General features: G+C 73.5%; 22 protein-coding genes. 14 read left to right on the plus strand and 8 right to left on the minus strand.

The genetic code is table 11. From position 1 onward, the window contains the following. The first annotated feature begins 103 nt into the window (after positions 1–103). Positions 104–2,827, plus strand: a complete 2,724-nt coding sequence (gene polA / locus ACFV9H_RS29655) for a DNA polymerase I (protein ID WP_385404113.1) — start codon at positions 104–106, stop codon at positions 2,825–2,827. Between the two features lie 33 nt (positions 2,828–2,860). Here polA and ACFV9H_RS29660 read toward each other — a convergent pair whose 3' ends face one another. Then, on the minus strand, positions 2,861–3,709 hold the full coding sequence (locus tag ACFV9H_RS29660) for a DUF4184 family protein (protein WP_385404116.1): 849 nt from the start codon (positions 3,707–3,709) through the stop codon (positions 2,861–2,863). 172 nt (positions 3,710–3,881) lie between these two features. Between ACFV9H_RS29660 and ACFV9H_RS29665 the strand changes: the two genes are divergently transcribed. Then, positions 3,882–5,099: a lytic murein transglycosylase gene (locus ACFV9H_RS29665; protein WP_385404118.1), complete on the plus strand. Its 1,218-nt coding sequence runs from the start codon at positions 3,882–3,884 to the stop codon at positions 5,097–5,099. Between the two features lie 18 nt (positions 5,100–5,117). On the opposite strand, the gene ACFV9H_RS29670 is transcribed toward ACFV9H_RS29665, so the two are convergent. After that, positions 5,118–5,672: a hypothetical protein gene (locus ACFV9H_RS29670; RefSeq protein WP_385404120.1), complete on the minus strand. Its 555-nt coding sequence runs from the start codon at positions 5,670–5,672 to the stop codon at positions 5,118–5,120. 129 nt (positions 5,673–5,801) lie between these two features. Here ACFV9H_RS29670 and ACFV9H_RS29675 point away from each other — a divergent pair, with 129 nt between their 5' ends. Beyond that, complete coding sequence (locus tag ACFV9H_RS29675) at positions 5,802–5,942, plus strand: SPW_0924 family protein (RefSeq protein WP_329386914.1); 141 nt, start codon at positions 5,802–5,804, stop codon at positions 5,940–5,942. Between the two features lie 15 nt (positions 5,943–5,957). Next, positions 5,958–6,932: a DUF3068 domain-containing protein gene (locus ACFV9H_RS29680; protein WP_385404123.1), complete on the plus strand. Its 975-nt coding sequence runs from the start codon at positions 5,958–5,960 to the stop codon at positions 6,930–6,932. On the opposite strand, the gene ACFV9H_RS29685 is transcribed toward ACFV9H_RS29680, so the two are convergent. Both ACFV9H_RS29685 and ACFV9H_RS29690 read right to left on the minus strand, forming a co-directional pair. Continuing rightward, a complete protein-coding gene (locus ACFV9H_RS29685) occupies positions 6,922–9,672 on the minus strand; it encodes an ATP-dependent RNA helicase (protein WP_385404126.1) in 2,751 nt (916 codons plus the stop codon). The two genes, ACFV9H_RS29680 and ACFV9H_RS29685, sit on opposite strands and share 11 nt — an antisense overlap. Before the next feature lie 4 nt (positions 9,673–9,676). Next, positions 9,677–10,546 (minus strand): class I SAM-dependent methyltransferase, encoded by an 870-nt coding sequence (locus tag ACFV9H_RS29690; protein ID WP_385404128.1) that lies wholly within the window; start codon positions 10,544–10,546, stop codon positions 9,677–9,679. A 394-nt stretch (positions 10,547–10,940) separates the two neighbouring features. Here ACFV9H_RS29690 and rpsA point away from each other — a divergent pair, with 394 nt between their 5' ends. The 4 genes from rpsA (at position 10,941) to ACFV9H_RS29710 (ending at position 14,735) form a co-directional block, all read left to right on the plus strand. After that, positions 10,941–12,449, plus strand: coding sequence for a 30S ribosomal protein S1 (gene rpsA, locus ACFV9H_RS29695; RefSeq protein WP_365175668.1), 1,509 nt, complete (start codon positions 10,941–10,943; stop codon positions 12,447–12,449). A gap of 207 nt (positions 12,450–12,656) precedes the next feature. Next, positions 12,657–13,595 (plus strand): PAC2 family protein, encoded by a 939-nt coding sequence (locus tag ACFV9H_RS29700; protein WP_385404130.1) that lies wholly within the window; start codon positions 12,657–12,659, stop codon positions 13,593–13,595. A gap of 49 nt (positions 13,596–13,644) precedes the next feature. Then, complete coding sequence (gene coaE, locus ACFV9H_RS29705) at positions 13,645–14,286, plus strand: dephospho-CoA kinase (protein WP_385404132.1); 642 nt, start codon at positions 13,645–13,647, stop codon at positions 14,284–14,286. A gap of 65 nt (positions 14,287–14,351) precedes the next feature. Next, positions 14,352–14,735, plus strand: coding sequence for a tetratricopeptide repeat protein (locus ACFV9H_RS29710; protein WP_385404134.1), 384 nt, complete (start codon positions 14,352–14,354; stop codon positions 14,733–14,735). A 65-nt stretch (positions 14,736–14,800) separates the two neighbouring features. Here the strand turns inward: ACFV9H_RS29710 and ACFV9H_RS29715 are convergent, their stop codons facing one another. Further along, a complete protein-coding gene (locus ACFV9H_RS29715; RefSeq protein WP_385404160.1) occupies positions 14,801–15,061 on the minus strand; it encodes a DUF6343 family protein in 261 nt (86 codons plus the stop codon). 52 nt (positions 15,062–15,113) lie between these two features. Beyond that, a complete protein-coding gene (locus ACFV9H_RS29720) occupies positions 15,114–15,737 on the minus strand; it encodes a hypothetical protein (RefSeq protein WP_385404136.1) in 624 nt (207 codons plus the stop codon). Positions 15,738–15,904: 167 nt separating this feature from the next. Between ACFV9H_RS29720 and ACFV9H_RS29725 the strand changes: the two genes are divergently transcribed. The 3 genes from ACFV9H_RS29725 (at position 15,905) to ACFV9H_RS29735 (ending at position 21,390) form a co-directional block, all read left to right on the plus strand. After that, complete coding sequence (locus ACFV9H_RS29725) at positions 15,905–17,230, plus strand: helix-turn-helix domain-containing protein (protein WP_385404138.1); 1,326 nt, start codon at positions 15,905–15,907, stop codon at positions 17,228–17,230. Between the two features lie 105 nt (positions 17,231–17,335). Further along, complete coding sequence (locus ACFV9H_RS29730; protein ID WP_385404140.1) at positions 17,336–20,188, plus strand: SNF2-related protein; 2,853 nt, start codon at positions 17,336–17,338, stop codon at positions 20,186–20,188. Further along, complete coding sequence (locus ACFV9H_RS29735; RefSeq protein ID WP_385404143.1) at positions 20,185–21,390, plus strand: SWIM zinc finger family protein; 1,206 nt, start codon at positions 20,185–20,187, stop codon at positions 21,388–21,390. The genes ACFV9H_RS29730 and ACFV9H_RS29735 overlap by 4 nt, the downstream gene beginning before the upstream one ends. On the opposite strand, the gene ACFV9H_RS29740 is transcribed toward ACFV9H_RS29735, so the two are convergent. Next, entirely contained in the window at positions 21,371–21,919 is a 549-nt protein-coding gene (locus ACFV9H_RS29740) for a hypothetical protein (RefSeq protein ID WP_385404145.1), read from the minus strand. The two genes, ACFV9H_RS29735 and ACFV9H_RS29740, sit on opposite strands and share 20 nt — an antisense overlap. A gap of 127 nt (positions 21,920–22,046) precedes the next feature. On the opposite strand from ACFV9H_RS29740, the gene ACFV9H_RS29745 reads away from it, so the two are divergent. After that, entirely contained in the window at positions 22,047–22,712 is a 666-nt protein-coding gene (locus ACFV9H_RS29745) for a chaplin (RefSeq protein ID WP_385404148.1), read from the plus strand. Here the strand turns inward: ACFV9H_RS29745 and ACFV9H_RS29750 are convergent. Beyond that, on the minus strand, positions 22,705–23,361 hold the full coding sequence (locus tag ACFV9H_RS29750) for a DUF2293 domain-containing protein (RefSeq protein ID WP_385404151.1): 657 nt from the start codon (positions 23,359–23,361) through the stop codon (positions 22,705–22,707). The two genes, ACFV9H_RS29745 and ACFV9H_RS29750, sit on opposite strands and share 8 nt — an antisense overlap. Before the next feature lie 138 nt (positions 23,362–23,499). Here ACFV9H_RS29750 and ACFV9H_RS29755 point away from each other — a divergent pair, with 138 nt between their 5' ends. Both ACFV9H_RS29755 and ACFV9H_RS29760 read left to right on the plus strand, forming a co-directional pair. Then, on the plus strand, positions 23,500–23,862 hold the full coding sequence (locus tag ACFV9H_RS29755; protein ID WP_385404153.1) for a cupin domain-containing protein: 363 nt from the start codon (positions 23,500–23,502) through the stop codon (positions 23,860–23,862). Between the two features lie 10 nt (positions 23,863–23,872). After that, on the plus strand, positions 23,873–24,508 hold the full coding sequence (locus ACFV9H_RS29760; RefSeq protein WP_385404156.1) for a uridine kinase: 636 nt from the start codon (positions 23,873–23,875) through the stop codon (positions 24,506–24,508). Positions 24,509–24,965 lie beyond the last annotated feature (457 nt).

The raw sequence follows: 24,965 nt of genomic DNA on the forward strand, positions 1-24,965 counted from the left end.
TGAGCTGTCTTCTCGTACTCATCTCGTACACATCCGATCCTGTCACGCTCCGCGGACATCGCCGCCGGCGGATTTGTCGGTGGGGGCGCCTAGGATCGGGGGCGTGGCAGATTCAGCATCGAAGAAGACCGACCAGACGACCGCAGCGGACCGCCCCCGCCTGATGCTCATGGACGGGCACTCCCTGGCGTACCGGGCGTTCTTCGCGCTGCCCGCGGAGAACTTCACGACCGCGACGGGCCAGCCGACCAACGCCATCTACGGCTTCGCGTCGATGCTGGCGAACACGCTGCGCGACGAGGCGCCCACGCACTTCGCGGTGGCGTTCGACGTGTCGCGCAAGACGTGGCGTTCGACGGAGTTCCCCGAGTACAAGGCGAACCGTTCCAAGACGCCCGACGAGTTCAAGGGGCAGGTCGAGCTGATCGGCGAGCTCCTCGACGCGATGAAGGTGCCGCGGTTCGCGGTCGACGGCTTCGAGGCCGACGACGTGATCGCGACGCTGGCGACGCAGGCGGAGGCCCTCGGCTTCGACGTGCTGATCGTCACCGGCGACCGGGACTCCTTCCAGCTCGTCTCCGAGCACACCACCGTGTTGTACCCGACCAAGGGCGTGTCCGAGCTGACCCGGTTCACCCCGGAGAAGGTCGAGGAGAAGTACGGGCTCACCCCCCAGCAGTACCCGGACTTCGCGGCGCTGCGCGGTGACCCGTCCGACAACCTGCCGGGCATCCCGGGCGTCGGCGAGAAGACCGCGGCCAAGTGGATCACCCAGTTCGGGTCGTTCGCGGAGCTGGTGGAGCGCGCGGACGAGGTCAAGGGCAAGGCCGGGCAGAACTTCCGGGACCACCTGGAGGCCGTCAAGCTGAACCGGGTCCTGACCGAGATGGTCAAGGACGTCGAGCTGCCCAAGACCCCCGCCGACCTGACCCGCGCCCCCTACGACCGGGCCGCCATGATCGGCGTGCTGGACGTGCTGGAGATCCGCAACGCCTCGCTGCGCGAGCGGCTGCTCGCGGTGGACCCGGGCGCGGCCGAGGAGCAGGCACCCGCTCCGGTGGCGGCGGGCGTGGAGCTCGACGCCTCCGTCCTGGGCGCGGGCGAGCTGGCCCCGTGGCTGGCGGCGCACGCGGGCGGACCGCTGGGCGTGGCGACCGTCGACAGCTGGGCGCTGGGCCAGGGCAACATCAGCGAGATCGCGCTGGCCGCGGCCGGGGGCGCCGCCGCCTGGTTCGAGCCGTCCGAGCTGGACGGGGTCGACGAGCAGGCCTTCGCGGCCTGGGCCGCCGATGCGGCGAAGCCGAAGGTCGTGCACAACGCCAAGGGCCTGATGCGGGTCTTCCCCGAGCACGGCTGGACGCTGGACGGCGTCACCATGGACACCGCCCTGGCCGCCTACCTGGTCAAGCCGGGCCGCCGGTCCTTCGCCCTGGACGTGCTGTCCATGGAGTACCTGCACCGGGAGCTGGCGCCGGCCGCCGCCGACGGGCAGCTGGCCTTCGGCGCGGACGACACCGCGGAGGCGGAGGCGCTGATGGCGCAGGCCCGCGCGGTCCTGGACCTGGGCGACGCCTTCACCGACAAGCTCGACGAGGTCGGCGCGGTCGAGCTGCTCCACGACATGGAGCTGCCGACGTCCGAGCTCCTCGCCCGGATGGAGCGGGCCGGCATCGCCGCCGACCGCGACCACCTGGAGGCCATGGAGCAGCAGTTCGCGGGCGCGGTGCAGCAGGCCGTGAAGGAGGCGCACGCGGCGGTCGGCCACGAGTTCAACCTCGGCTCGCCCAAGCAGCTCCAGGAGGTCTTCTTCGGCGAGCTGGACCTGCCGAAGACGAAGAAGACCAAGACCGGCTACACCACGGACGCGGACGCGCTGGCCTGGCTGGCCACGCAGACCGACCACGAACTGCCGGTGATCATGCTGCGGCACCGGGAGCAGGCCAAGCTGCGCGTGACCGTCGAGGGCCTGGTCAAGACCATCGCCGCCGACGGCCGGGTGCACACCAGCTTCAGCCAGACCGTCGCCGCGACCGGCCGGCTGTCCTCCACCGACCCCAACCTGCAGAACGTGCCGGTGCGCACCGACGAGGGTCGGGCGATCCGCCGCGGGTTCGTCGTCGGTGAGGGCTTCGAGTCCCTGATGACGGCCGACTACAGCCAGATCGAGCTGCGCGTGATGGCCCACCTCTCCGAGGACGAGGGCCTGATCGAGGCGTTCGCGACCGGCGAGGACCTGCACACCACCGTCGCCTCCCAGGTGTTCGGCGTGGAGCGCTCACAGGTGGACGCCGAGATGCGCCGCAAGATCAAGGCCATGTCGTACGGCCTCGCCTACGGGCTCTCCGCCTTCGGTCTCGCCCAGCAGCTGAACATCGAGCCCGCCGAGGCGCGCGGCCTGATGGAGACCTTCTTCGAGCGGTTCGGCGGGGTCCGCGAGTACCTGGGCCGCGTCGTGGACGAGGCCCGCGCCACCGGGTACACGGCCACGATCTTCGGCCGCCGCCGCTACCTGCCCGACCTCAACAGCGACAACCGCCAGCGCCGCGAGGCCGCCGAGCGGATGGCGCTCAACGCCCCGATCCAGGGCACCGCCGCCGACATCGTGAAGGTCGCGATGCTGCGCGCGGACAAGGCGATCGTCGCGGCCGGGCTGAAGTCGCGGATGCTGCTCCAGGTCCACGACGAAATCGTGCTGGAGATCGCCCCGGGCGAGCGGAAGAAGGTGGAGGAGCTGGTGCGCCGCGAGATGGGCGCCGCCGTCGAGCTCCGCGCCCCGCTGGACGTGTCGGTCGGTGTCGGCTCCGACTGGGAGTCCGCCGCGCACTGATCGTCGTACGACCCGCCGAGCGCCCGTCCCCGCCTATGCGGTGGGGACGGGCGTTCGCGTCTCCTCGTCCGAACGGTCCCGGGCCCGGCGGTGGCGCAGGCGTACGAGGATCCCGTACAGCAGCAGGGCCACGGCGAGGCCGCCGCCCGAGCCGAAGCAGATCGTCGGGATGATGTCGAGCGGCGAGTGGATCGCGTCGAAGAACGTGAAGAAGCGCAGCACGCGCATCGTGATCCCGACCGTCACGCCCACGAGGACCAGCGCGAGCGCACCCCACAGCTCGGCCCGGCTCAGCACCGGCACGGACGCGGGCGCCGGGCAGGCCGGCAGCCGGCGCAGCGCGGTCACCGTGAACCAGAGCACCGCGCAGGCCGCGAGCACCGAAGTGCCGTACTGCAGGTACAAGTAGAGGGGGAAGCCGAAGGCGAGCGGCTTGCCCAGGTCCAGCGCGTTGGATCCCCAGCGGTCGAGGTGCGTGAAGCTGTCCCACGCCACGTGCGTGAGGGAGCCGATGACCGCCGACAGGTAGAACCACAGGGCCAGCGGGGGAAGTTGCCGCCCGCGCCACTCCTCGCCCCGCACGAAGGCGTGCACCCTGCCCCGTAGGTGACGGGGGAGCAGCGCGGTCAGCGGCTCGCGCAGCAGCAGCCAGCACCCCACGAGGACGGCGGTGAGCACCGCGTCGACGGTCACGACTCCGGGCAGGGAGTGCGTGAAGGTGCCGTACGGCTTGACGCTCGGGACGACGGTGGCCGCGAAGTAGAAGGTGTCCGGCGCGAAGGAACCGAGGACCAGCGCCGAGGCGACGAGGGGGCCGCGCGCACGCCCGTTCCGGCGGATGGCCGGAAGTACGGCGGCCGCATGGCTGAGAGTGAACGGCATGGCACCTCTCCTGGATGTTGCTTACTTCGGACCAATGCTCCCGAAGGGCCCGGACAGTATGCGTGACCTGCGCGGCGACGTGGGGATGTGGTGAATTCTGCCCCACCTTGCGTGCCCCGTGCAGGGAGTTGACGTAGGGTCACGCGGACGTCGAGGGGGAGGGGTCCGGCTCATGTCGTCTCGAACAATCGGACGCAGGCTGCGCAGGGGAGCGGTGGCCGCCCTGGTCTCAGCGTTGGTGGTCGCCGCGGTGAGCGGCTCCCAGGGCCCGGCGGGCGCGAGCCCGGACGACCGTACGGCGGCGGCCGCGCCGGAATCGCCCCCGGAGGCCGGCGGCGATTCCGCCTACTTCACCGAACTCCCGCCCCTGGTGAGCCCCGAGCCGCCGGCCGTGCCGGCGGCGGACGGGACGCAGGCCGCGCCGCCGGAGCAGGCGCGGCCGCCCGAGGCGGAACCGGAGCCGGTCGTGACCGGGCCGGCCGAAGGGGTGCGCGGGATACCGGCGAGCGTGCTCGCGGCGTACCGGCGGGCCGAGCGGACCGTGGGTGAGAGCGACCCCGGATGCGGGCTGCGCTGGCAACTCCTCGCGGCGATCGGCAAGGTCGAGTCCGGGCAGGCGCGCGGCGGCCAGGTGGACGCGGCCGGGACGACGCTCCGCCCGATCCTCGGGCCCGTGCTCGACGGCAACGGCTTCGCGAACATCGCCGACACGGACGGCGGCGCCCACGACGGGGACGCCCGGTACGACCGGGCGGTCGGGCCGATGCAGTTCATCCCGTCCACGTGGGCGGCATGGGGCCAGGACGCGGACGGCGACGGACGCCGCAACCCGAACAACGTGCACGACGCGGCCCTCGCGGCCGGCCGCTACCTGTGTGCGGGCACGCGGGACCTGCGGGTGGACGCGGACCTGGACCGGGCCGTGCTCTCGTACAACCACTCCGCGGAGTACCTGCGGACGGTGCGGTCCTGGTTCACGTACTACCTCAACGGCGCGCACGAGGTCCCGGACAGCGGCGCCCCGGCGGCGACACCGCCTACGCCTACGCCTACGCCTACGCCGACCCCCACGCCGAGCCCCAAGCCGACGCCGACACCCACGCCGAGTCCGACACCTACGCCGAGCCCGACGCCGAGCCCCAAGCCGACGCCGACTCCGACGCCGAGCCCGACGCCCACGCCGACGCCCACGCCGAGCCCCAAGCCCACGCCGACCCCTACGCCGACCCCGACCCCGACGCCTAAGCCCACCCCGACCCCGACACCTACGCCGACTCCGACGCGCACGCCGACGCCGAGCCCCAAGCCGACGGCCGGCCCGACCGCGGCCCCGACCAGGACGGCAACCGTGCCGGCGAAGCCAGGGCCGTCCCCGTCGCCCACCCCGTAGGCCCCGGCGGCGGTCGGTTCACCAGGCCGCCGCCTCCAGCACCCGCTCCGCGATCCACGTCACCGACCGCCCGTCCGTCGCGACGCGAACGGTGCCAGCGGGCGCGTCCCGGTCCAGGACCGCCGCCGCCTGCAGGCTCCGCTCGATGTGCACCGCCAGCTGCGAGCCGATCTCCCGCCGCGCCAGCCGCTCCCGCACGGTCGCCTCCCGCGCCGTGAGCAGCACGCACGTCGTGCGGATCGGCACCCCGCCGCCGGTGCCGTTGCCGTTGCCGTTGCCACGCATGGCCCGGTGGATCAGCGGCAGGTCGAGGATGCTCACGGTGTTGGTGTACAGGAGCCGGCGCTGCCCCAGCGCGGTGTAGTTGGCCCAGATCGAGGCGAGGTTGCGTTCGGTGATCGCGGCACGGTCCGGGTCGCCCTCAGGGGCCGGATGGATCTGGTCGAGGAAGTCGCCCTCCATGTAGCAGTGCGCCGTCCCGCGCCGGCGCAGCAGCTCCGAGACCTCACAGCCGACCGTGGACTTCCCGACGCCCGACCCGCCACCGATCAGCAGCACTTCGTACGCAGTCATGGTCCGTCAGCTTGGCAGGGTCGGTGCCGCTCCACCAGGCGGCGGACCCGCGCCTGACGGTTCTCATATCGCGTCCGCATTGCTACGGTGCCTCCGCCCTGACGCCCTATCAGATTCCGGAGGCCCGGCATGCGCGCATTCATCGCCGCCGCCAGCGGGCTCGTCCTCGCGGTGCTCCTCGTCCTCGCCATCACGGCGTTCGGGGCGCCCGAAGGAAAGACCTCACCCAAGCCCCTGCTCACCACCGCGCCCGCCGCGCCCGGAAAGTAAGAGGAGGGCCCGGCCGTGCGACGCAGAGCGAGCCTTGTCCTGCTGGCCCTAGCCGTCTTCTTCGCGGCCCTCGCGCCGCTGCTGCGCTGGTACGCGTACCCGCGGCTCGCCAAGATCCCGCCGGAGCAGTACCAGGAGATGGTCCTGGAGGCGAAGGACGCGACCCTCCTCGACTACACAGGCGGCATGCAGCCCAAGAAGGTCGACAAGGTCACCATCGTCCAGACCCTCAAGGGCAACGTCGAGGCGTCGAAGGAGATCGAGGCCGGCGCCGGCAAGGACGTGGTCGTCTGGGACACGCTGTCCTACATCATCGGGCCGGACGGGAAGATGGTCTCCCAGATCCCCGAGCGCTACATCTTCGACGCGCACACCCAGGACCCGGTGCACGCCACCGGCGAGATGGTCGACGGGGACCCGGTCAAGCGCGAGGGCATCGAGTTCAAGTGGCCCTTCTTCACCGAGCCGCGCGACTACCTCTACTTCGACGCGCAGACCCGCAAGGCGTCGCCGATGCACTACGTCGGCCCCCGCACGTACCGCGGCATGGACGTCTACCTCTTCGAGCAGACCGTCCCGTGGACCAAGGTCCCCATGCCGAAGAAGATGCCGATCGAGGGCATCGACCCCGCCACGATCGAGGCGGCCACCGGCACCACCCTCTGGTACACGGTCACGGCCAGGTTCTGGGTGGACCCGGTCACCGGGGCACCCGTCAACGCCGAGCAGGACATCCAGCAGGAGATGCGCGGCGGCATCGCGGCGGGCGGGCCCGACGGCAAGCTCACCGCCTTCGCCGGGCACGTGACCATGCGCGAGGACTACGCCAAGTACACGCTCGACCTGGTCGCCTCGAACCGTACGAAGGTCCTCGCGCTCCACACCTACGCGCCGATCGGCCTGGCGGCCGGCGGGCTCGTGCTGCTCGGGCTCGCGCTGTGGCTGGAGGCGCGGGGCCGGCGGGCGCGGGAGGCGGAGCTCAGCGCCTGAGTCGGGCGTTGGTGTGGCGGGTGGGCTCGGCGGTGGCCGGGTCCTCCGGCCAGGGGTGCTTGGGATAGCGGCCGCGCAGCTCGGCGCGCACGGCCCGGTAGCCGCCCTGCCAGAACGAGGCGAGGTCGGCGGTGACCGCGGCGGGGCGCCCGGCGGGCGACAGCAGGTGCACGAGCACCGGCACGCCGGCCACCTTCGGGGTCTCGGCCAGCCCGAACAGCTCCTGGAGCTTCACCGCGAGCACCGGCTGCCCGTGCTCCGCGGAGTAGTCCACCCGGATCCGGGATCCGCTGGGCACCTCCAGCCGCTCCGGAGCCAGCTCGTCGAGGCGGGCGGCCTCACCCGTGGCCCAGGGCAGCAGCCGGTTCAGGGCCTGCCCGGCGTCGATCCGGCCCAGGTCGGCGCGGCGCCGGGCCCGGGACAGCTCGGGCTCCAGCCAGTCGTCGGCCCGGTCCAGCAGGGCGCCGTCGTCCGCCACGTCGGGCCACGCGCCGCCCAGCGTGCGGTGCAGGAACCCGAGCCGGGCCCGCAGCGCCTGCGCGTCGGGGGACCAGCGCAGCAGGCCGAGCCCCTCTGAGCGCAGACCGTCGAGCAGGGCGGCCCGTACGAGCGCCGGGTCGGGGGTGCGCAGCGGGCGTACCGAGAGCTCGATGGCGCCGAGCCTCTCGGCAGCGCGGGCGACGAGGTCCCCGTCCTCCCAGCGGACCTCCTCGCCCTGGGCCAGCAGATGGCCGGACGCGGCCCGGGCGGTGGCCTCGTCGATGGCCGAGGCCATCCGCACGCGTGCGGATGCGGAGTGCGGGGCCCGATCGGCGACGGCCACGGCGAGCCAGGGTGCGCGGCGGAGCGCCGAGCCGTCCGTGATCTCGGCCGCGGTGCCGTTGGCCATGAGGAAGGCCGTCTCGTTCTTGGCCCGGGCCACGCGCTCGGGGAACGCGAGTGCGGCGACGAGCCCGGCGGCCAGATCATCGGGTGCAGCGCCGCTGCCGGGGCTCCGCCCCGGACGCCACTCCTCAAACGCCGGAGGGGCTGGATTTCGGCTGCCGCCGTCCGCAAATTCAGCCCCGCCGGCGTTTGAGGCGCGGGGTTCGGGGCGGAGCCCCGACGGGGTCTGGGGCGGAGCCCCGGTTTCGGGAAGGGGCGGGGTGGGGGAAGAGCCCCGCGCAGCGGCCCCTGCACCGGCGGCTCCGGGGGTGCCATCCGCAGCGGCCTCGGCGGGGTCCGGGCGGGCGGCGCGTTCCAGGCGGGACGCCTCCGCGCGCCAGCGGGCCGCGTAGCCGTCGCCGCCACGGCGGGCCGCCCGCCAGGCCCCGGCCAGGTCGTCCCCGTACTCCCGCGGCGGCTCCTCGCTCAGCAGCGCCACCACCTCGGCGGCCCGGCGCGAGCCGAGGGCCGCGGAGCCGTCCAGCAGTGCCCGGGCCAGCCGGGGGTGCAGGCCCAGCCGGGCCATGCGCAGGCCGCGCGGGGTCGGACGGCCCGCCTCGTCCACCGCGCCGACGGCCACCAGCACCTCCCGCGCGGCCGCCATCGCCCCGGCCGGCGGCGGGTCCGGCAGCGCCAGCCCCGTCGCGTCCGGGTCGCCCCAGCACGCCGCCTGCAACGCGAACTGCGTCAGGTCGGCGATCCGGATCTCCGGCGCGGGGAAGGAGGGCAGCCGCCCGTCCTCGGCCTCCGCCCAGCAGCGGTACACCGCCCCCGGCGCCTCACGCCCGGCCCGCCCGGCGCGCTGGCGCCCGGCCGCGCGTGAAGCCCGTACGGTCGCCAGCGCGCCCAGCCCCCGGGCATGGTCCACGCGGGGCTCGCGCGCCAGCCCGGAGTCCACGACCACCCGCACGCCGGGCACGGTCAGGCTGGACTCCGCCACGGCGGTGGAGAGGATCAGCCGGCGGTGGTCCGAGGCGGTCAGCGCCGCCTCCTGCACCGCCGCGGGGGCCCGGCCGTGGAGCTGGAGCACCTCCGCGTCCAGTCCACCCAGCTGCCCGGCCACCCGGGCGATCTCCCCGACGCCGGGCAGGAAGCACAGGACGTCGCCGGAACGTTCCGCCAGCGCCCGCCGCACCACCGAGGCCACATGCGTGAGCTGCGCCGGATCCACCCGCATCCCGTGCGGCGGCCGCACCGGCCGGGCCGGCGGCGCCCACACTGTCTCCACGGGGTACGAGACCCCAGCCGCCTCCACCACCGGCGCGCCGCCCAGGACGCGCGCCCATCCGGCCGCGTCGGTCGTCGCCGAGGCCGCCACGAGCCGCAGCTCCGGGCGCAGGGCCTCCCGTACGTCCACGAGGAAGGCGGCGACGGTGTCGGCGTCCAGGTGCCGCTCGTGGCACTCGTCCAGGACCACCACGTCCACGCCCGCCAGCTCCTGGTCCCGCTGGAGCCGCTGGAGCAGCACCCCGGTGGTGACCACCTCCACCACCGTCCCGCGGCCCACGACCCGCTCCCCGCGCACGGTGAAGCCGACCGATCCGCCGACGGCCTCGCCCAGCAGCCACGCCATCCGCCGCGCCGCCGCCCGGGCGGCGATCCGCCGGGGCTCGGCGACCACGACCCGGCGCACCGGCCCGCCCCCGACGAGGCCCGCGAGCACCAGCGGCACCAGCGTGGTCTTGCCCGTGCCGGGCGGGGCGCAGAGCACCGCCGCGCCGTGGCCGTCCAGGGCCGAGGCGAGCGCGGGCAGGGCCTCCCGTACGGGAAGCGAGTCGAGTACCGACTGGCGGAGCGGGCGGGGCTGCCGGTTCAAGGGGTCAGTCCCTCTCGCAGACGAAGATCGCGGTACCGGGGATCAGGTTGCCGCGCAGCGGGGACCAGCCGCCCCACTCCTGGCTGTTCCACGCGGGCCACTCCGGCTCGACCAGGTCGACCAGGCGGAAGCCGCCGGCCACCACGTCGCGGACCCGGTCGCCGAGGGTCCGGTGGTGCTCCACGTACACCGCGCGGCCCTGCTCGTCCTGCTCCACGTAGGGGGTCCGGTCGAAATAGGAGGCGGAGACGGACAGCCCCTCGGGCCCCGGCTCGTCCGGGAACGCCCAGCGGATCGGGTGGGTGACGGAGAAGACCCAGCGGCCGCCCGGGCGCAGCACGCGGCGGACCTCGCGCATGACGTTCACCGGGTCGGCGACGAAGGGGACGGCCCCGTACGCGGAGCAGGCGAGGTCGAAGGAGCCGTCGCGGAAGGGCAGCCGGCCCGCGTCGGCCTCCACCAGGGGGACGTCGTCGCCGATGCGCAGAGCGTGCTGGAGCTGGCGGTGGGAGAGGTCCAGGGCCACCGGGCGGGCGCCCTGGGCGGCGAGCCAGCGCGAGCACTGGGCGGCGCCGGCGCCGATCTCCAGGACGTCCTTGCCCTTGAGGGAGGCTGCGGGGCCGAGCAGGGCCGCGTCCGCCTCGTCCAGTCCTTCCGGCCCCCACACGAAGCGGTCGTCGCCGAGGAAGGCGCCGTGCTCGCTCTGGTACTCGTCGGCGTTGCGGTCCCACCAGCCCCGGCTGGCCCGACTGCTCTCCGCTTCCCCCGCCTCACGGCGCGTGGCCACGGCGTCGTCGGAGCCGTGGTCGGAGTCGTCGGCGGATCCCGGATCGGCGTCGTACGCGTCTTCGGGGGCGTAGTCCTCTTGGTTCATGGGGCCCGTCGTCGTAGTGTGCGGATGTCTGTGGATGTACGTGGGTCGCGCGGACGTGGACGTGTGTCCGCGAAAACGTGTCGGAGAGTGTCATCACACCCTCCCCGCCCACGAATTGTGCCGGATATACGGCGATCTGCCGGGGGTGTGCGCCTTCGCGCATTGACCCTGTCCGGCAGCCCCCGTATGCTACAAGTTGCGCTGCGAGCCTGTGCTCCTCAGACCTAGCAGGCTGCGCTTGCATCTGTTGATGTCCCCTCGGTTTTCGAGGCCCTTCCCGCTTCTCGCGGATCAGGGCTTCCTTGGCTGTCCGGCTTCTTCGGCAGATGCCGATAAGGGCTCCCGGCGTAGCAGTACCTACGACTTTCTGTCCGTAACCGGAGCCCTTTCCCACATGACGAGCAGCACCGAGACCACCTCTACCACTCCGCAGGTAGCGGTCAACGACATCGGTAACGAGGAAGCCTTCCTCGCCGCGATCGACGAGACGATCAAGTACTTCAACGACGGCGACATCGTCGACGGCGTCATCGTGAAGGTCGACCGGGACGAGGTCCTGCTCGACATCGGTTACAAGACCGAAGGCGTGATCCCGAGCCGTGAGCTCTCGATCAAGCACGACGTCGACCCGAACGAGGTCGTCAAGGTCGGCGACGAGATCGAGGCCCTGGTTCTCCAGAAGGAGGACAAGGAAGGCCGTCTGATCCTGTCCAAGAAGCGCGCTCAGTACGAGCGTGCCTGGGGCACGATCGAGAAGATCAAGGAAGAAGACGGCATCGTCACCGGTACCGTCATCGAGGTCGTCAAGGGTGGTCTCATCCTCGACATCGGCCTCCGCGGCTTCCTGCCGGCCTCCCTCGTCGAGATGCGCCGCGTCCGCGACCTCCAGCCCTACGTGGGCAAGGAGCTCGAGGCGAAGATCATCGAGCTGGACAAGAACCGCAACAACGTGGTCCTGTCCCGCCGTGCCTGGCTGGAGCAGACCCAGTCCGAGGTTCGCCAGACGTTCCTCACCACCCTGCAGAAGGGTCAGGTCCGCTCCGGCGTCGTTTCCTCGATCGTCAACTTCGGTGCCTTCGTGGACCTGGGTGGCGTCGACGGTCTCGTCCACGTCTCCGAGCTGTCCTGGAAGCACATCGACCACCCGTCCGAGGTTGTCGAGGTCGGCCAGGAAGTCACCGTCGAGGTCCTCGACGTCGACATGGACCGCGAGCGTGTCTCCCTGTCGCTGAAGGCGACGCAGGAGGACCCGTGGCAGCAGTTCGCCCGGACCCACCAGATCGGTCAGGTCGTCCCGGGTAAGGTCACCAAGCTGGTTCCGTTCGGTGCGTTCGTCCGCGTGGACGAGGGCATCGAGGGTCTGGTCCACATCTCCGAGCTGGCCGAGCGCCACGTGGAGATCCCGGAGCAGGTCGTCCAGGTCAACGACGAGATCTTCGTCAAGGTCATCGACATCGACCTCGAGCGTCGCCGGATCTCGCTGTCGCTGAAGCAGGCCAACGAGTCCTTCGGTGCCGACCCGGCGTCGGTCGAGTTCGACCCGACCCTGTACGGCATGGCCGCGTCTTACGACGACCAGGGCAACTACATCTACCCCGAGGGCTTCGACCCCGAGACCAACGACTGGCTCGAGGGCTACGAGAAGCAGCGCGAGGCCTGGGAGACCCAGTACGCCGAGGCGCAGCAGCGCTTCGAGCAGCACCAGGCTCAGGTCATCAAGAGCCGCGAGGCCGACGAGGCCGCTGCTGCCGAGGGCGCTGCCGCCCCGGCCGCGGGTGCCGGTGCCGGTGCGGGCATCTCGGGTGGTTCGTACTCCTCGGAGTCGGACGAGACCTCCGGCGCCCTGGCGTCGGACGAGGCCCTGGCCGCGCTCCGCGAGAAGCTGGCCGGCGGCCAGAGCTGATCGCAGCGCGCATCACGCCTCCGGGCGTGAGCCGAGCTGGTTGAGTTGAACGGTGAGGCCCGTCCCCTTCGGGGGGCGGGCCTCGTCGCGTTCCCCTCGGGTTCCATTGCGTGCCCATTGCCTGCCCATTGCGTGCCCAACTGGGGAATGGTGGGGCCTCCTTGGGCGTTCCTTTTGAGAGAACGCTGCGAGGGAGGAGTGGTGACGGTGCTTGATCCACAGGGTCTGTACGAATGGGACGCCAAGGGCCTGGCGGTGGCCGACCTGGCGCTGTCCCAGGACTCGGCCGGGCTGGTCATGCTGTACCACTTCGAGGGGTACATCGACGCGGGTGAGGCGGGGGAGCAGATCGTCGAGCGGCTCCTGGACACCCTGCCCCACCAGGTGGTGGCCCGCTTCGACGCGGACCGGCTGGTGGACTACCGGGCCCGCCGCCCGCTGCTGACCTTCCAGCGCGACCACTGGACGGAGTTCGAGGAGCCCCGGCTGGAGGTCCGGCTCGTCCAGGACGCCACCGGAGCCCCCTTCCTGCTGCTCTCCGGCCCGGAGCCCGATGTGGAGTGGGAGCGCTTCGCCGTCGCAGTACGGCAGATCGTCGAGCGCCTCGGGGTCCGGCTCTCGGTCAACTTCCACGGCATCCCGATGGGCGTCCCGCACACCCGCCCCGTCGGCATCACCCCGCACGGCAACCGGACCGACCTCATGCCGGGCCACGTCAGCCCCTTCGACGAGGCGCAGGTGCCGGGCAGCGCGGAGTCGCTGGTCGAGTTCCGGCTGTCCCAGGCCGGGCACGACGTGCTGGGTGTCGCCGCGCACGTACCGCACTACGTCGCCCGGTCCTCGTACCCGGACGCCGCGCTGACGGTGCTGGAGGCGATCACGGCGGCGACCGGCCTGGTCCTGCCGGCGGTGGCGCACGCGCTGCGGACCGAGGCGCACCGCACACAGACGGAGATCGACCGGCAGATCCGCGAGGGCGACGAGGAGCTCGTCACCCTGGTGCAGGGGCTGGAGCACCAGTACGACGCGGCCGCCGGGGCCGAGACCAGGGGAAACATGATCGCCGAGCCGACGGAGATCCCGTCGGCGGACGAGATCGGCCGCGAGTTCGAGCGGTTCCTGGCGGAGCGCGAGGGCGAGGGGTGACCTTCGTAGGGGCTGTGGCCGCGGTACGGGCGGGGTCTAGGCTGCGGGCATGCTGAAAGTGGGCCTGACGGGCGGAATCGGTGCCGGCAAGAGCGAGGTCTCGCGGCTGCTGGCGGGGTACGGGGCGGTCGTCGTGGACGCCGACCGCATCGCGCGGGAGGTCGTGGAACCCGGCACTCCCGGGCTCGCCGCGGTCGTGGAGGCCTTCGGGGAGTCCGTGCTGACCCCCGAGGGGACACTGGACCGGCCGAAGCTCGGTTCCGTCGTCTTCGCGGACCCGGCGAAGCTCCGGACGCTGAACGCGATCGTGCACCCGCTGGTCGGGGCCCGGTCGGCCGAGCTGGAGGCCGCCGCGGGGGGCGACGCGATCGTGGTGCACGACGTACCCCTGCTCACGGAGAACGGCCTGGCCCCGCTGTACGACCTGGTGGTCGTCGTGGACGCGGCGCCGCAGACGCAGCTGGCGCGGCTCACCGCACTGCGCGGTATGCCGGAGGCGGAGGCCAAGGCCCGGATGGCCGCGCAGGCCACGCGGGAGCAGCGGCTGGCGGTGGCGACCCTCGTGATCGACAACGACGGGCCGCTGGAGGCGCTGGAACCGCAGGTGCGCAAGGTGTGGGAGGAGCTCATGGCGCGGGCGGCGGCGGCCGCCGGGGCCGGGGCGGAGACCGGCACGGACGGCGCCGCCTGACGTGTGCATGGAATAGCGGCAGGGGCCGGCGCGTTGAACGCGCCCGTAGAGGGAAGGAACACTCCGTGTCCGACACCACGCGCCCCACGCCGCCGGCCAGTCCCGAGACCCACGTCATCGACTACCGGGCAGCCGAGCAGCTGCTCGCCGCCCGCGACCCGCGCGGTGCGGTGAAGCTGCTCGACTCGGTCATAGCCGCCCACCCGGAGAATACGGCGGCCCGGCTGCTGCGGGCCCGAGCCTTCTTCGCGGCGGCCCAACTGCGACCGGCGGAGCTGGAGTTCGAGCTGGTGTTGGAGCGGGAGCCGGACAACGCCTTCGCCCACTTCGCGCTGGCCCGCACCCACGAGCGCTCCGGACGGCCCGAGCAGGCGCGCAAGCACTTCCGGCTGGCGGCGGCGCTCGACCCGCAGCCGGAGTACCTGGAAGCGGCCGGCTTCGAGGACTGAGCCCGTCCCTGCCCCTCTCGGCCCCTCTTGGCCGGTCTCGACCTGTCTCGGTGTCTCCGAGGTCATCAGCGCTCGTGCGGCGGCTCGTACGGCGGGATGTCCCTGCCCGGCTGGTAATGCGGCCCCTGGCGGATGTGCCGGACGACGACGACCATGTCCACCGCCGCCAGGACGAAGACCGCCGCGCACGCCGCCGCCCACCCGGGACGGCCGGCCAGCGAGAAGGCGGCCGCCCCGGCGGCGGACCAGATCAGGCCCCACACACTCAACCAGAGCCGCAGCCGCAACGGACTGCGGGCGGTCACCGGCTCGTTCCCGGAACGCATGGTCATCGCCTCTCGGTTCCATGGTCCCACCGAGGGCGTGCCGCGGGCCGCCTCAGGGGTTGAGCTTGTTCACGGCCGTCGTGGTCGTCCGGCGGAAATCGGCGACCGGGGCGTCGGACAGGTTGCCCATCTGACCCCACTGCACGACGGTCACGGTGGAGCCGTCGCGTCCGATTCCGAAGAGGTGGACGCCGGGCTCGGACTCGGGGAGCGAGGTGTGGACCCCGTAGACGTGCGCCCCCTCCTCGACGGGGAGCGTCCCGTAGTCCTCCCAGGAGGCGGTGCCGCCCGGGGTGGCCCGCAGCCAGTCGGCGGCGCAGGCCGCGACCTGCCGCTCCAGGGTGCGGACGAGCTTGGCGGCGGCCGCTGGCGTGGCGGACCGTACGGAGAGCTGCATGGCGCCGGTGTCGAACTCGGTGCCGAAGCGCCGGTGCCGGCTGCCGGCAGCCGGGAGCCCGCCCTCCAGACAGATCGGCGGGAACTCGGGCAGCCCCTTGACGACCTCGTCGGCGTACCAGGGCGAGGTGGGGTGCGGCGGCAGGTCGGTGCCGTCGATGAACCGGGGTGCGGTGGGAGCGGCCGTGGCGGCCGTGGTGGCCAGGGCCGGGGTGAGCAGGAGGGCGGCGGCCGCGGCGAGGGCGGCGGCGGTGCGTCGGACTGCGTTGTCTCGAAACATGTGCGGTCTCCCCGTGGGTGCTTCGTGCTTGGTGTCTCGTGCTTCGTGTCTCGTTCGTTCTTCGTGTACGAGGCTCTTCCCCGGGAGGGCGGCGGGGCGACGGATTGCGGCGAAGTCGGGACACTGGAATGCCCGTACGGCTCCCAACCTGGGGGAACACCCCTTGCATGGAACGGAGCCACGGGACGGGCGAAGCGGAGAACTTCGCACGGCTGATGCGGGAGCTGAAGGAACGCGCCGGGCTGAGTTACGGGGTGCTGGCGCGTCGGCTGCATACGAGTACGTCGACCCTGCACCGCTACTGCAACGGGGACGCGCTGCCGGTGGAGTTCGCGGTGGTGGACCGCTTCGCGCGGGCCTGCGGGGCGTCGGCGCGAGAGGCGGTGGAACTGCACCGGGCATGGCTGCTGGCGGACGCGCGGCGGCGGGCGGGGGCGGAGCCGGCGCGCCTCGCCGAGCCGGCGCGTCTCGCGGAGCCGGGGGCGACGGTCGTCGTGGCGTCGGTGTCGGTGCCCGAGCCGGAGCCGGAGCCGGAGCCGGGGCCGGGGGTGCGGGGCCCTTGGTATCGGCGACGGGTCGTCGTGTTCGGGGCGGTGGGTGCGACGGCGGCCGCGCTGGCGGTGACCGTCGCGGCGGTGGCGGTGGGCGGGTGGGGGGCGGCCCCGGCCGTGTCGGCGCCGCCGGCGGCATCCGCGTCCGCGTCGGGCTCGGCGGCGCCGTCGCCATCGGCGTCGGCGTCGATGGCGGAGCCCCCGCCGGGATCGGGGTCCCTGTCGGGGTCCCTGTCGGGGTCACCGCAGGCGTCCGCACCCGCTTCGGGCCCGGGGTCACCGCCGGCTTCCCGGCCGGGGTCCAGCGCCCCCGCGCCCGCTCCCGTGCCGATCAAGGCGGCCGTGCGCTCGCACGTGTGGGCCGCCGGATGCGACCACGCGTACCTCATCGAGCGGGGGCCCGGGGCGGTGCCCGCGCCGCCCGTGGAGGCGGACGCGCCCGCCTGGGCGGCGGTGCAGCGGGCCGTGCACGCCGGGACGCAGATCGTGGAGGTCACCGTGCACGGCACGGGTGCGGGCATGGGCGCCGTGGTGTTGGAAGACCTGGAGGTGCGGGTTGCCGCGCGGCGCACCCCGCCGGCCTGGAACGTCTACCAGATGTCGCAGGGCTGTGGCGGGGGGCTCACCCCGGCCGTGTTCGCCGTCAACCTGGACGCGCCCCGCCCGCTGGTGCGGCCCGTCGCCGGGAACGACGCCGGGGGGCCGGTCCCGGCACCCGCCTTCCCGATGAAGGTCTCGGCGGCCGAACCGGTCGTCCTGCGGGTGGAGGCCACCACCACGGGCTGCGACTGCGACTGGTCCCTCGACCTGCGGTGGACCGGCCCGTCCGGCTCCGGCACCCTCCGCATCGACGACGGCGGCGGCAGGCCGCTGCGCACGAGCGCCGCGACGGGTCGGCCGGTGTACGGATACGCGACGGAACAGGGCCGCTGGGGGCGCTGATCCGCAGGTCAGCGGCGTTGTCAGTGCCCGCGCCTAGACTCGTCGGCAGGAGAGATCGCCATGGCTCGGTCTGCTCTACACCGGCTCGACAGGGAGGGGGACGTCGTGACACCGCAGCCGCAGCCGCAGCCGCAGCCGCAGGCGTCCGCGCGGGCGCTGTTGCGTCACGCCGCCGTCTTCCTGCCCGCCGCCGTCCCCCGCGAGGGCCGGTTCGCCTTCTGGGCACCCGATGGGGACCCGCTGCCCGCCGCGGGTGCGCCGATGCCGCTCACCGTCGTCCGCCCGCACGGTGACGGGGTCCGCAGCCGGACGGTGCCCGCGGTGACCCTCTCCGTGGCCTCCGCCCTGCCGCTCCTCGCGTATGCGCCCCGGAGCCCCGCCGCGCATCCCGCCACCCGTGCCTGGGGTACCGCCGCCACTCAGGCCCTCACCCTCGCCGCGCGCGGCCGCCTGTTGCCGGGGCTGACCCCCGAGGGCGTCGACGCCTGGCGTGCCGGGCCGCTCGATGCCGCCGATGTCGACCACCTCCGTGCGGTCGCCGCCGCGCTGCCGTACGAGGGGTACGCGACACCGCTGGCCGGCCGCCGCCCGCTCCAGCTTCCCGAGCCGGAGGCACTGGTCCGCGCCCTCCTCGACGCCGTCGCCGACAGCCTGCCCCGCACACCGGCGGCCGCCGTGGCCGCGGGCCGGCCGTTCGCCGCCCGGGAGCCGCAGCGAGTGGCCGGAATGCAGGAGTGGGCCGCGCAGGTCGCGGCCGGGTCCGATACCGGCGTCGGGATCTCGCTCCGGCTCGACCTGTCCTCCTTCAGCCTCTTCGACGAGGCCGAGGGAGACGACACCCGCCGTGCCGGAGCCGCCGTCGTGCAGGTGCACAGCCTCGCCGATCCGACGCTGGTCACCGATGCTGCGCAGCTGTGGGCGGGCACGGCGGCCGCCGGGTTCGGACCGCGCGCGCGGATCGACGCGGTGCTCGCGCTGCGCCGGGCCGCCCGCGTGTGGCCGCCACTGCTGCGCCTGCTCGACCAGCCCGTTCCCGATGCCCTCGCCCTGTCCGACCCGGAGCTCGAGGACCTGCTGGGGGTGGTCGCGAGTCGGCTGGCGGGCGCCGGGGTCCTGGTCCACTGGCCGCGCGAGTTGGCTCGTACGCTGTCCGCGACCGCAGTCATACGGTCCACCGCGCCCGGATCCGCGACCGACGGCACGGCTTTCTTCGACGCCGACCACCTCTTCGACTTCTCCTGGGAGCTGGCGCTGGGCGGCGACCGGCTGACCCCGGGGGAGATGGACGCCCTCGCCGAGGCGCACCGGCCGGTCGTGCGGTTGCGGGACCAGTGGGTGCGGGTCGATCCGGAGCTGGTGCGCAAGGCGCGCAAGCGGTCGCTGGGTCTGCTCGATCCGGTGGACGCGCTGGCCACCGTGCTGACGGGGACCGCCGAGGTCGACGGAGAGCCGGTGGAGGCCGTCCCGGTGGGGGCGCTGGCCGCCCTGCGGGAGCGGCTGACGGGGGAGTTGGCTCCGCTGCCGCAGCCCTCGGCGCTCAAGGCCACCCTGCGCGACTACCAGGCGCGCGGCCTGGCCTGGCTGGACCTGATGACCTCGCTCGGCCTCGGCGGCTGCCTCGCCGACGACATGGGCCTGGGCAAGACCGTCACGCTGATCGCGCTGCACCTGCACCGGGACCGCCCCGAGCCGACGCTCGTGGTGTGCCCGGCCTCGCTGCTGGGCAACTGGCAGCGGGAGATCGAGAGGTTCGCCCCGGGCACGCCCGTGCGCCGCTTCCACGGCGGCAGCCGCAGCCTCGACGACCTGACCGCGCCGGCGGGCGGGTTCGTGCTCACCACGTACGGCACGATGCGCGCCAGCGCCCCGCTGCTGGCCGAGCAGGGCTGGGGCATGGTCGTCGCCGATGAGGCCCAGCACGTCAAGAATCCGCATTCGGCGACGGCGAAGGCGCTGCGCACGGTCCCGGCGCCCGCCCGGGTGGCGCTGACCGGTACCCCGGTGGAGAACAACCTGTCCGAGCTGTGGGCGCTGCTCGACTGGACCACGCCGGGGCTGCTGGGGCCGCTCACCACCTTCAGGGCCCGCCACGCCCGCCCCGTGGAGCACCAGCAGGAGGAGGACGGCGGCAATGAGGCGGCCGTCGCCCGGCTCGCGGCGCTGGTCCGTCCGTTCCTGCTGCGCCGGAAGAAGTCCGATCCGGGCATCGCGCCCGAGCTGCCGCCGAAGACGGAGACCGATCATCCGGTCTCGCTCACCCGCGAGCAGGCCTCGCTCTACCAGGCCGCGGTGGACGAGGCGATGGCCGTGATCGAGTCGAGCGAGGGCATGGAACGACGCGGCATGATCATGAAGCTGCTGGCCTCGCTCAAGCAGATCTGCAACCACCCCGCGCAGTTTCTAAAGGAGGAGCAGCCCCGGATCCCGCACCGCTCGGGCAAGCTCGCCCTGCTCGACGAGCTGTTGGACACGATCCTCGCCGAGGGCGGTTCGGTGCTGGTCTTCACCCAGTACGTGACGATGGCCCGGCTCATCGAGCGGCACCTGGCGGCCCGGGGGATCTCGCACCAACTGCTGCACGGCGGTACCCCGGTGCCGCGCCGCGAGGAGCTCGTGGACCGGTTCCAGGCGGGCGAGGTCCCGGTCTTCCTGCTCTCCCTCAAGGCGGCGGGCACCGGCCTGAACCTCACCCGGGCCGGCCACGTCATCCACTTCGACCGCTGGTGGAACCCGGCCGTCGAGGAGCAGGCAACCGACCGCGCCTACCGGATCGGGCAGACCCAGCCCGTGCAGGTCCACCGGATCATCGCCGAGGGCACCGTCGAGGACCGGATCGCCGAAATGCTGGAGGCGAAGCGGGCGCTGGCCGATGCCGTCCTCGGCTCCGGCGAGGCGGCGCTGACCGAGCTGACCGACCGGGAGCTCGCCGACCTCGTCTCCCTGCGGAGGCCCGGATGATCACCGCGCGCGACGACCGCCGTCGCACCTTCGAGACCGTGCCCGCCGGCGTGGAAGCCGTCAGCTGGTGGGGCCGGGCCTGGGTGTCGGCCCTCGAAGGGGCGTCCTCCGACGCGGCCCGACTGGCCAGGGGCCGTACGTACGCCGAGGAAGGGCACGTCGATGCGGTCACGGTGACCCCGGGCAGGATCGTGGCGTACGTCCGGGGCAGCAGGGCCCGCCCGTACCGCACCGAGCTGTCCCTGCCCGCCTTCGACGACACGCGGTGGAGGGAACTGCTGGAGGCCGTCGCGGCCGACCCGGCGGCCCTCGCCGCGCTGCTGGAGCGGGAGGTTCCGCAGTCGCTCGCGGACTCCGTCCTGCCCGGCGCGGGCGAGCTCGTCCCGCACTGCTCGTGCCCGGACTTCGGGCGTCCGCCGTGCAAGCACGCGGCGGCCCTCTGCTACCGGGCGGCCCGCCTCCTGGACGCGGACCCGTTCGTCCTGCTGCTCCTGCGCGGCCGCGGCGAGCGGGAGCTGCTCGACGAGCTCGGCCGCCGCAGCGCCGCCCACGCCGCGCGGGAACAGCCCGACTCCGCACCGGACTTCCCCGGCGTCCCGGCCCGCGCGGCGCTCGCACGGGTCGGCCTGCCGCCGCTGCCCGCGCCGCTCGCCGCACCCGCAGCGGCGGGCCTGCCGCCCGCCTACCCGGCCGACCCCGCCGCCCCGGACCCGCTCGCCCTGGACCAGCTCGCCTCCGACGCGGCTGCCCGCGCCCTGGCCCTCCTCACCACCGGCGAGGACCCGATCGCCGGGCTCACCCTCTGGCAGGACGCCGTCCGCCTCGCCTCCGCGCACCCCACGGCCGGCCTCACGGGGGCCGCCCGCACCCTCTACCGGGACCTGGCCCGCGCCACCGGCCGGACCACCACCGACCTCGCACGGGCCGCCGCGGCCTGGCGGCAGGGCGGCCGCCCCGCCCTCGCCGCCCTCGAAGAACCTTGGGACCCCCCGGCCGGCCCCTTCGACCGCGCCCGCCCGGCCCTCCTCGCCGCCGCCCAGGGCTCCTTCCGCCCCGACCGCAACCGCCTCACCCGCGACAACCGCCAACTCCGCCTCGGCCGCGACGCTCTCTGGTACCCCTACGAGTCCCGCCTCATGGACGAGGACTGGTGGCCCACGGGCCGCCCCGCCCCGGACCCGGTCACCGCCCTCCTGCGCTGAGCCCGGCGGCCCAGTGGGTCAAGGTGGTGAAGTCGCGGTCGCGCAGGCCGCGGCGGGGGTGGATGCGCAGGAGGAGCGCCGGGGCGGGGTGGTTGGCGGCGACCCAGGCACGGTCGAGGGGTGTGATCATGTCGTCGACCCAGGCGAAGGGCCGGCCGGCCGCCCAGTCGACGAGGGCGCGGGTCTTCCAGGAGAGGCCGTCCGGGTCGTCGGCGAAGAGTTCCGGCCATTCGACTACGGGCAGATCACCGGGTAGTCCGATGTGCGGGGCGATGAGGGTGTTGGCCTGGTGGGTCCAGGCGGTGGCCCAGGCGAGTTCGAAGGGCAGGGCCAGCAACCGCGCCCCGTGGGTGGGGTGGAGGCGGACCCGCGCGCCGCGGCGGGCCTTGCGGGAATCCGGGTCGCGGTAGGCCAGCCAGACGTCGGGCCTCATCCGGTGGCTCGTGTATCCGCGCAGGCCGGCACTGAGCGACCGGAACGGGTTGAGGGGGCCGTCCACATCGAGGAGGAGCACAGGGCGATCGGTCATGAAATAGGCACTACCCAGTACACGATGGAGTGAAATGCCTACCGGCTCTATAACCCGAATGGGTTCAGAGCGTTGTCTCCGGTGCGGGTGCAGCGCCCGCTGACTCCTCCGGAAGGCAGGGAAACTGATGCGTCACAGTCGTCGGAATGGCTTGATCGCGGCGGTGGTTGCGGGAGGTGGGCTGGCGGTCGCGGGTGTGAGCGGTTTCGCCCATGCCGACGCGGAGGCGGGCGGTCGGGCCGAACGCTCGCCCGGGCTGCTGTCGGGGAACCTGGTACAGCTGCCCGTGCACGTCCCGGTGAACGTGTGCGGGAACACCGTGAGCGTGGTCGGCGTACTCAACTCGGCCGCCGGGAACCGCTGTGCCAACGAGGAGCCCGGGGGCGGGGGCGGGCATCCGGAGCCGAGGCCATCGCATCCTTCGAAACCCGGGGCCGGAAACGGCGGGGGTGCCTCGGCCGATGGGCGAGGAAAGGATTCACCCGGTGTGCTGTCCGGCAACGGCCTCCAGCTCCCCGTCGACCTCCCGCTGAACGTCAGCGGCAACTCCGTGAACGTCGTCGGCGTCGGCAACGCCTCCCACGGCAACACCTCCGTCAACGGTGCGACGCCCGGCCCCGGCAAGCCCGCCCAGCCGCCCGCCACCCAGCCGCCCGTGACCCCGCCCGCTCCGCCCCGGCACACCGATGCGCTCGCCCACACCGGGTCCGACGGCGTCGGCTACCTGCTGCCCGGCGGTGGAGCCCTGCTCCTGGGCGGCGTGCTCCTCTACCGTCGCTTCCGCCTCAACTAGGCGGTGTACGCCACCCGTCCAGGATGGCGTCGATCCGCGCGGCCAGCCGGGCCCGGGCCGCGAACCGCGGGACCCCCGCCATCAGCAGGGCGTCGTACTCGGTGTCCGTGTGCCGTACGGCCGCCCGCACCGCGACGGAGACCGCCAGTTCGTCGAGGGCCCGGCCGGCCGCCGTGCGGCCCACCCGGCCGCTGCCGCGGAGCGAGGCGTGCGTGGCGATCGCGACGGCCCGGTCGGCCGGACAGCCGGGGAACAGCCGCACGATCTCGGCGGCGAAGGCCGCCGTGAACCGGATGTCCTCGCCCGTGCGCCGCACCCGGTCGCGCTCCCGGCGCCGGGCGCGTGCCTCGGCGTCCGCGAGGCAGGAGCGCTCCGCGTCGGCCAGCGCGGCATCCTCGACGAACAGCCCCTGGCGCTCGTAGCGGCGGCGGCGCCTGTTGAAGCGGACGACGACGGCCGACAGCGAACTGGCCTCGCGGGACCGGCGGGTGAGCGCGGCGTCCCCGCGCGGCAGGTACACCAGATGCCCGAGATCCGCGCAATCCAGGCAGCGCGGCACGCCGGCCTCGCGCACGAGGTGCCGCAGGGGGCCCTGCCGACACTCCGCGCAGTGGATCTGCTTCGCGGACTCGAACACCACCAGGCTCATACAGGTGTGATACCGCCTGAGGGCCCTCATATCACCTGACAAGGAGCGGAGGTTGATGTTTCACCAAGCCTTCCTCGACCCCGTGTCGCCCTTCTACCGTGAGGCGGCGGCCCACAACCGGGCCACGGAGGAGGGCACATGGCCGCACTGCAGGTGAGGACCGCACGGCCACGTGCCACCCCGAGGCCACCGGGCCGGGAGATCGTCATCCCGCCGGGAGGCTGCACCGGCTGGCACTTCCACCGGGTCCGGCTCGATGCCGTGGTCCTGGCGGGAATCCTGACCCGGGTCCTGTACGACGGCACGGTCGAGGTACACCCGGCGGGGACCACCTTCGTCGAACCGGCCGGCATCCACCACATCCACCTGGGCCACAACCTCGGCGTCGAACCGGTCGTCCTCCACGTGACCCCCGCGCTCCCCGAGGGCACACCCTTCTCCATACCCACCCCGCCCCCACCCGCGGCCACCCGGGCGGTCTGCTGCGGGCACGCTCGCTGACAATGGACTCGTGCAGCTGGAAGCGATCACCTGGCAGCGGATGGCCGAACGGCTCGCCGGCCACCTCGACGACACCCCTGACCGGGACGGTTGGCAGCGGGTCGGCATCGACGGGGCGCCCGCCGCCGACACCGGTGTCCTCGCGGGCCACCTCGCCGAGGCACTGCGCCTGCGCAGCCGGTCCGCGCTGGTGGTGCCGGCCGAGGGGTTCCTGCGGCCTGCCTCCCTGCGGTTCGAGTTCGGGCGCGAGGACGTGGATTCGTACCTCGGCGGCTGGTACGACACCGCCGCGCTCTGGCGGGAGGTGTTCGGCCCGACGGACCCCGGTGGGAGCGGGCGGGTGCTGCCCGACCTCTGGGACCCGGTGACCGACCGCGCGACGCGCAGTCCGTACGTCGAACTCCCGCCCGGCGGCGTCCTGATCGTGCACGGGCCGCTGCTGCTGGGGCACTGGTTCCCCTTCGACCTCAGCGTCCACATCCGGCTGTCGCCGGGGGCGCTGGCCCGGCGTACCGAGGAGTCCGCGCGGTGGACCGTGCCGGCGTTCGCCCGCTACGAGGCCGAGACGGACCCGGCGTCGGCCGCCGACGCGGTGGTTCGGGCGGATGATCCCCGTCACCCTGCCTGGACCGGCCTCGGCCGGTAGCGGGCCGGGTGCCGCTGCGCGGAGCCTCTCCCCGCCCCGCCCTTCCTCCGTTCCCCGAGGCTCGGCCCCGGCCCCCGCGCCTCAATCGCCGGCGGGGCTGGGGTGGTGTCCCCGGGCGGGGTCTCGCCCCTCGGCTCCGCCCTGCGCCTCAATCGCCGGCGGGGCTGGGTTGGTTCCCCCGGGCGGGGTTTCGCTCCTCGGGCCGGTCCGCGGTGTCCCTCCGGGGCGTCTCCTCGTCCTCGCGCACTGAGGGTCATCCCGGCTGCTGAGCCGTGGTTGCGCGCTCGTCCTGCGGGGACGCCCCGCAGTGCCCCCGCTCCCCCCGACGGCCGAAAGCGCGCCCCAGTGGGTCGGGAGCGTGGAGTGCCCCTGCTCTTCCGTCGGCCAAGGCCCCGCCCCTGGTCGGGAGTGTGCTGTTGGGGTGGGGACACGGCGGAGTGTCCCCGCAGGACGAGCG

Source organism: Streptomyces sp. NPDC059874 (assembly GCF_042731135.1).
Lineage (GTDB): Bacteria > Actinomycetota > Actinomycetes > Streptomycetales > Streptomycetaceae > Streptomyces.

Excerpts from the sequence above, each read along its gene's own strand:
- ACFV9H_RS29660 (WP_385404116.1), bottom strand. The coding sequence starts at position 3,709 with ATGCCGTTCACTCTCAGCCATGCGGCCGCCGTACTTCCGGCCATCCGC.
- ACFV9H_RS29665 (WP_385404118.1), top strand. The coding sequence starts at position 3,882 with ATGTCGTCTCGAACAATCGGACGCAGGCTGCGCAGGGGAGCGGTGGCC.
- ACFV9H_RS29670 (WP_385404120.1), bottom strand. The coding sequence starts at position 5,672 with ATGACTGCGTACGAAGTGCTGCTGATCGGTGGCGGGTCGGGCGTCGGG.
- ACFV9H_RS29675 (WP_329386914.1), top strand. The coding sequence starts at position 5,802 with ATGCGCGCATTCATCGCCGCCGCCAGCGGGCTCGTCCTCGCGGTGCTC.
- ACFV9H_RS29690 (WP_385404128.1), bottom strand. The coding sequence starts at position 10,546 with ATGAACCAAGAGGACTACGCCCCCGAAGACGCGTACGACGCCGATCCG.
- rpsA (WP_365175668.1), top strand. The coding sequence starts at position 10,941 with ATGACGAGCAGCACCGAGACCACCTCTACCACTCCGCAGGTAGCGGTC.
- coaE (WP_385404132.1), top strand. The coding sequence starts at position 13,645 with ATGCTGAAAGTGGGCCTGACGGGCGGAATCGGTGCCGGCAAGAGCGAG.
- ACFV9H_RS29715 (WP_385404160.1), bottom strand. The coding sequence starts at position 15,061 with ATGCGTTCCGGGAACGAGCCGGTGACCGCCCGCAGTCCGTTGCGGCTG.
- ACFV9H_RS29720 (WP_385404136.1), bottom strand. The coding sequence starts at position 15,737 with ATGTTTCGAGACAACGCAGTCCGACGCACCGCCGCCGCCCTCGCCGCG.
- ACFV9H_RS29725 (WP_385404138.1), top strand. The coding sequence starts at position 15,905 with ATGGAACGGAGCCACGGGACGGGCGAAGCGGAGAACTTCGCACGGCTG.
- ACFV9H_RS29735 (WP_385404143.1), top strand. The coding sequence starts at position 20,185 with ATGATCACCGCGCGCGACGACCGCCGTCGCACCTTCGAGACCGTGCCC.
- ACFV9H_RS29740 (WP_385404145.1), bottom strand. The coding sequence starts at position 21,919 with ATGACCGATCGCCCTGTGCTCCTCCTCGATGTGGACGGCCCCCTCAAC.
- ACFV9H_RS29745 (WP_385404148.1), top strand. The coding sequence starts at position 22,047 with ATGCGTCACAGTCGTCGGAATGGCTTGATCGCGGCGGTGGTTGCGGGA.
- ACFV9H_RS29750 (WP_385404151.1), bottom strand. The coding sequence starts at position 23,361 with ATGAGCCTGGTGGTGTTCGAGTCCGCGAAGCAGATCCACTGCGCGGAG.
- ACFV9H_RS29755 (WP_385404153.1), top strand. The coding sequence starts at position 23,500 with ATGGCCGCACTGCAGGTGAGGACCGCACGGCCACGTGCCACCCCGAGG.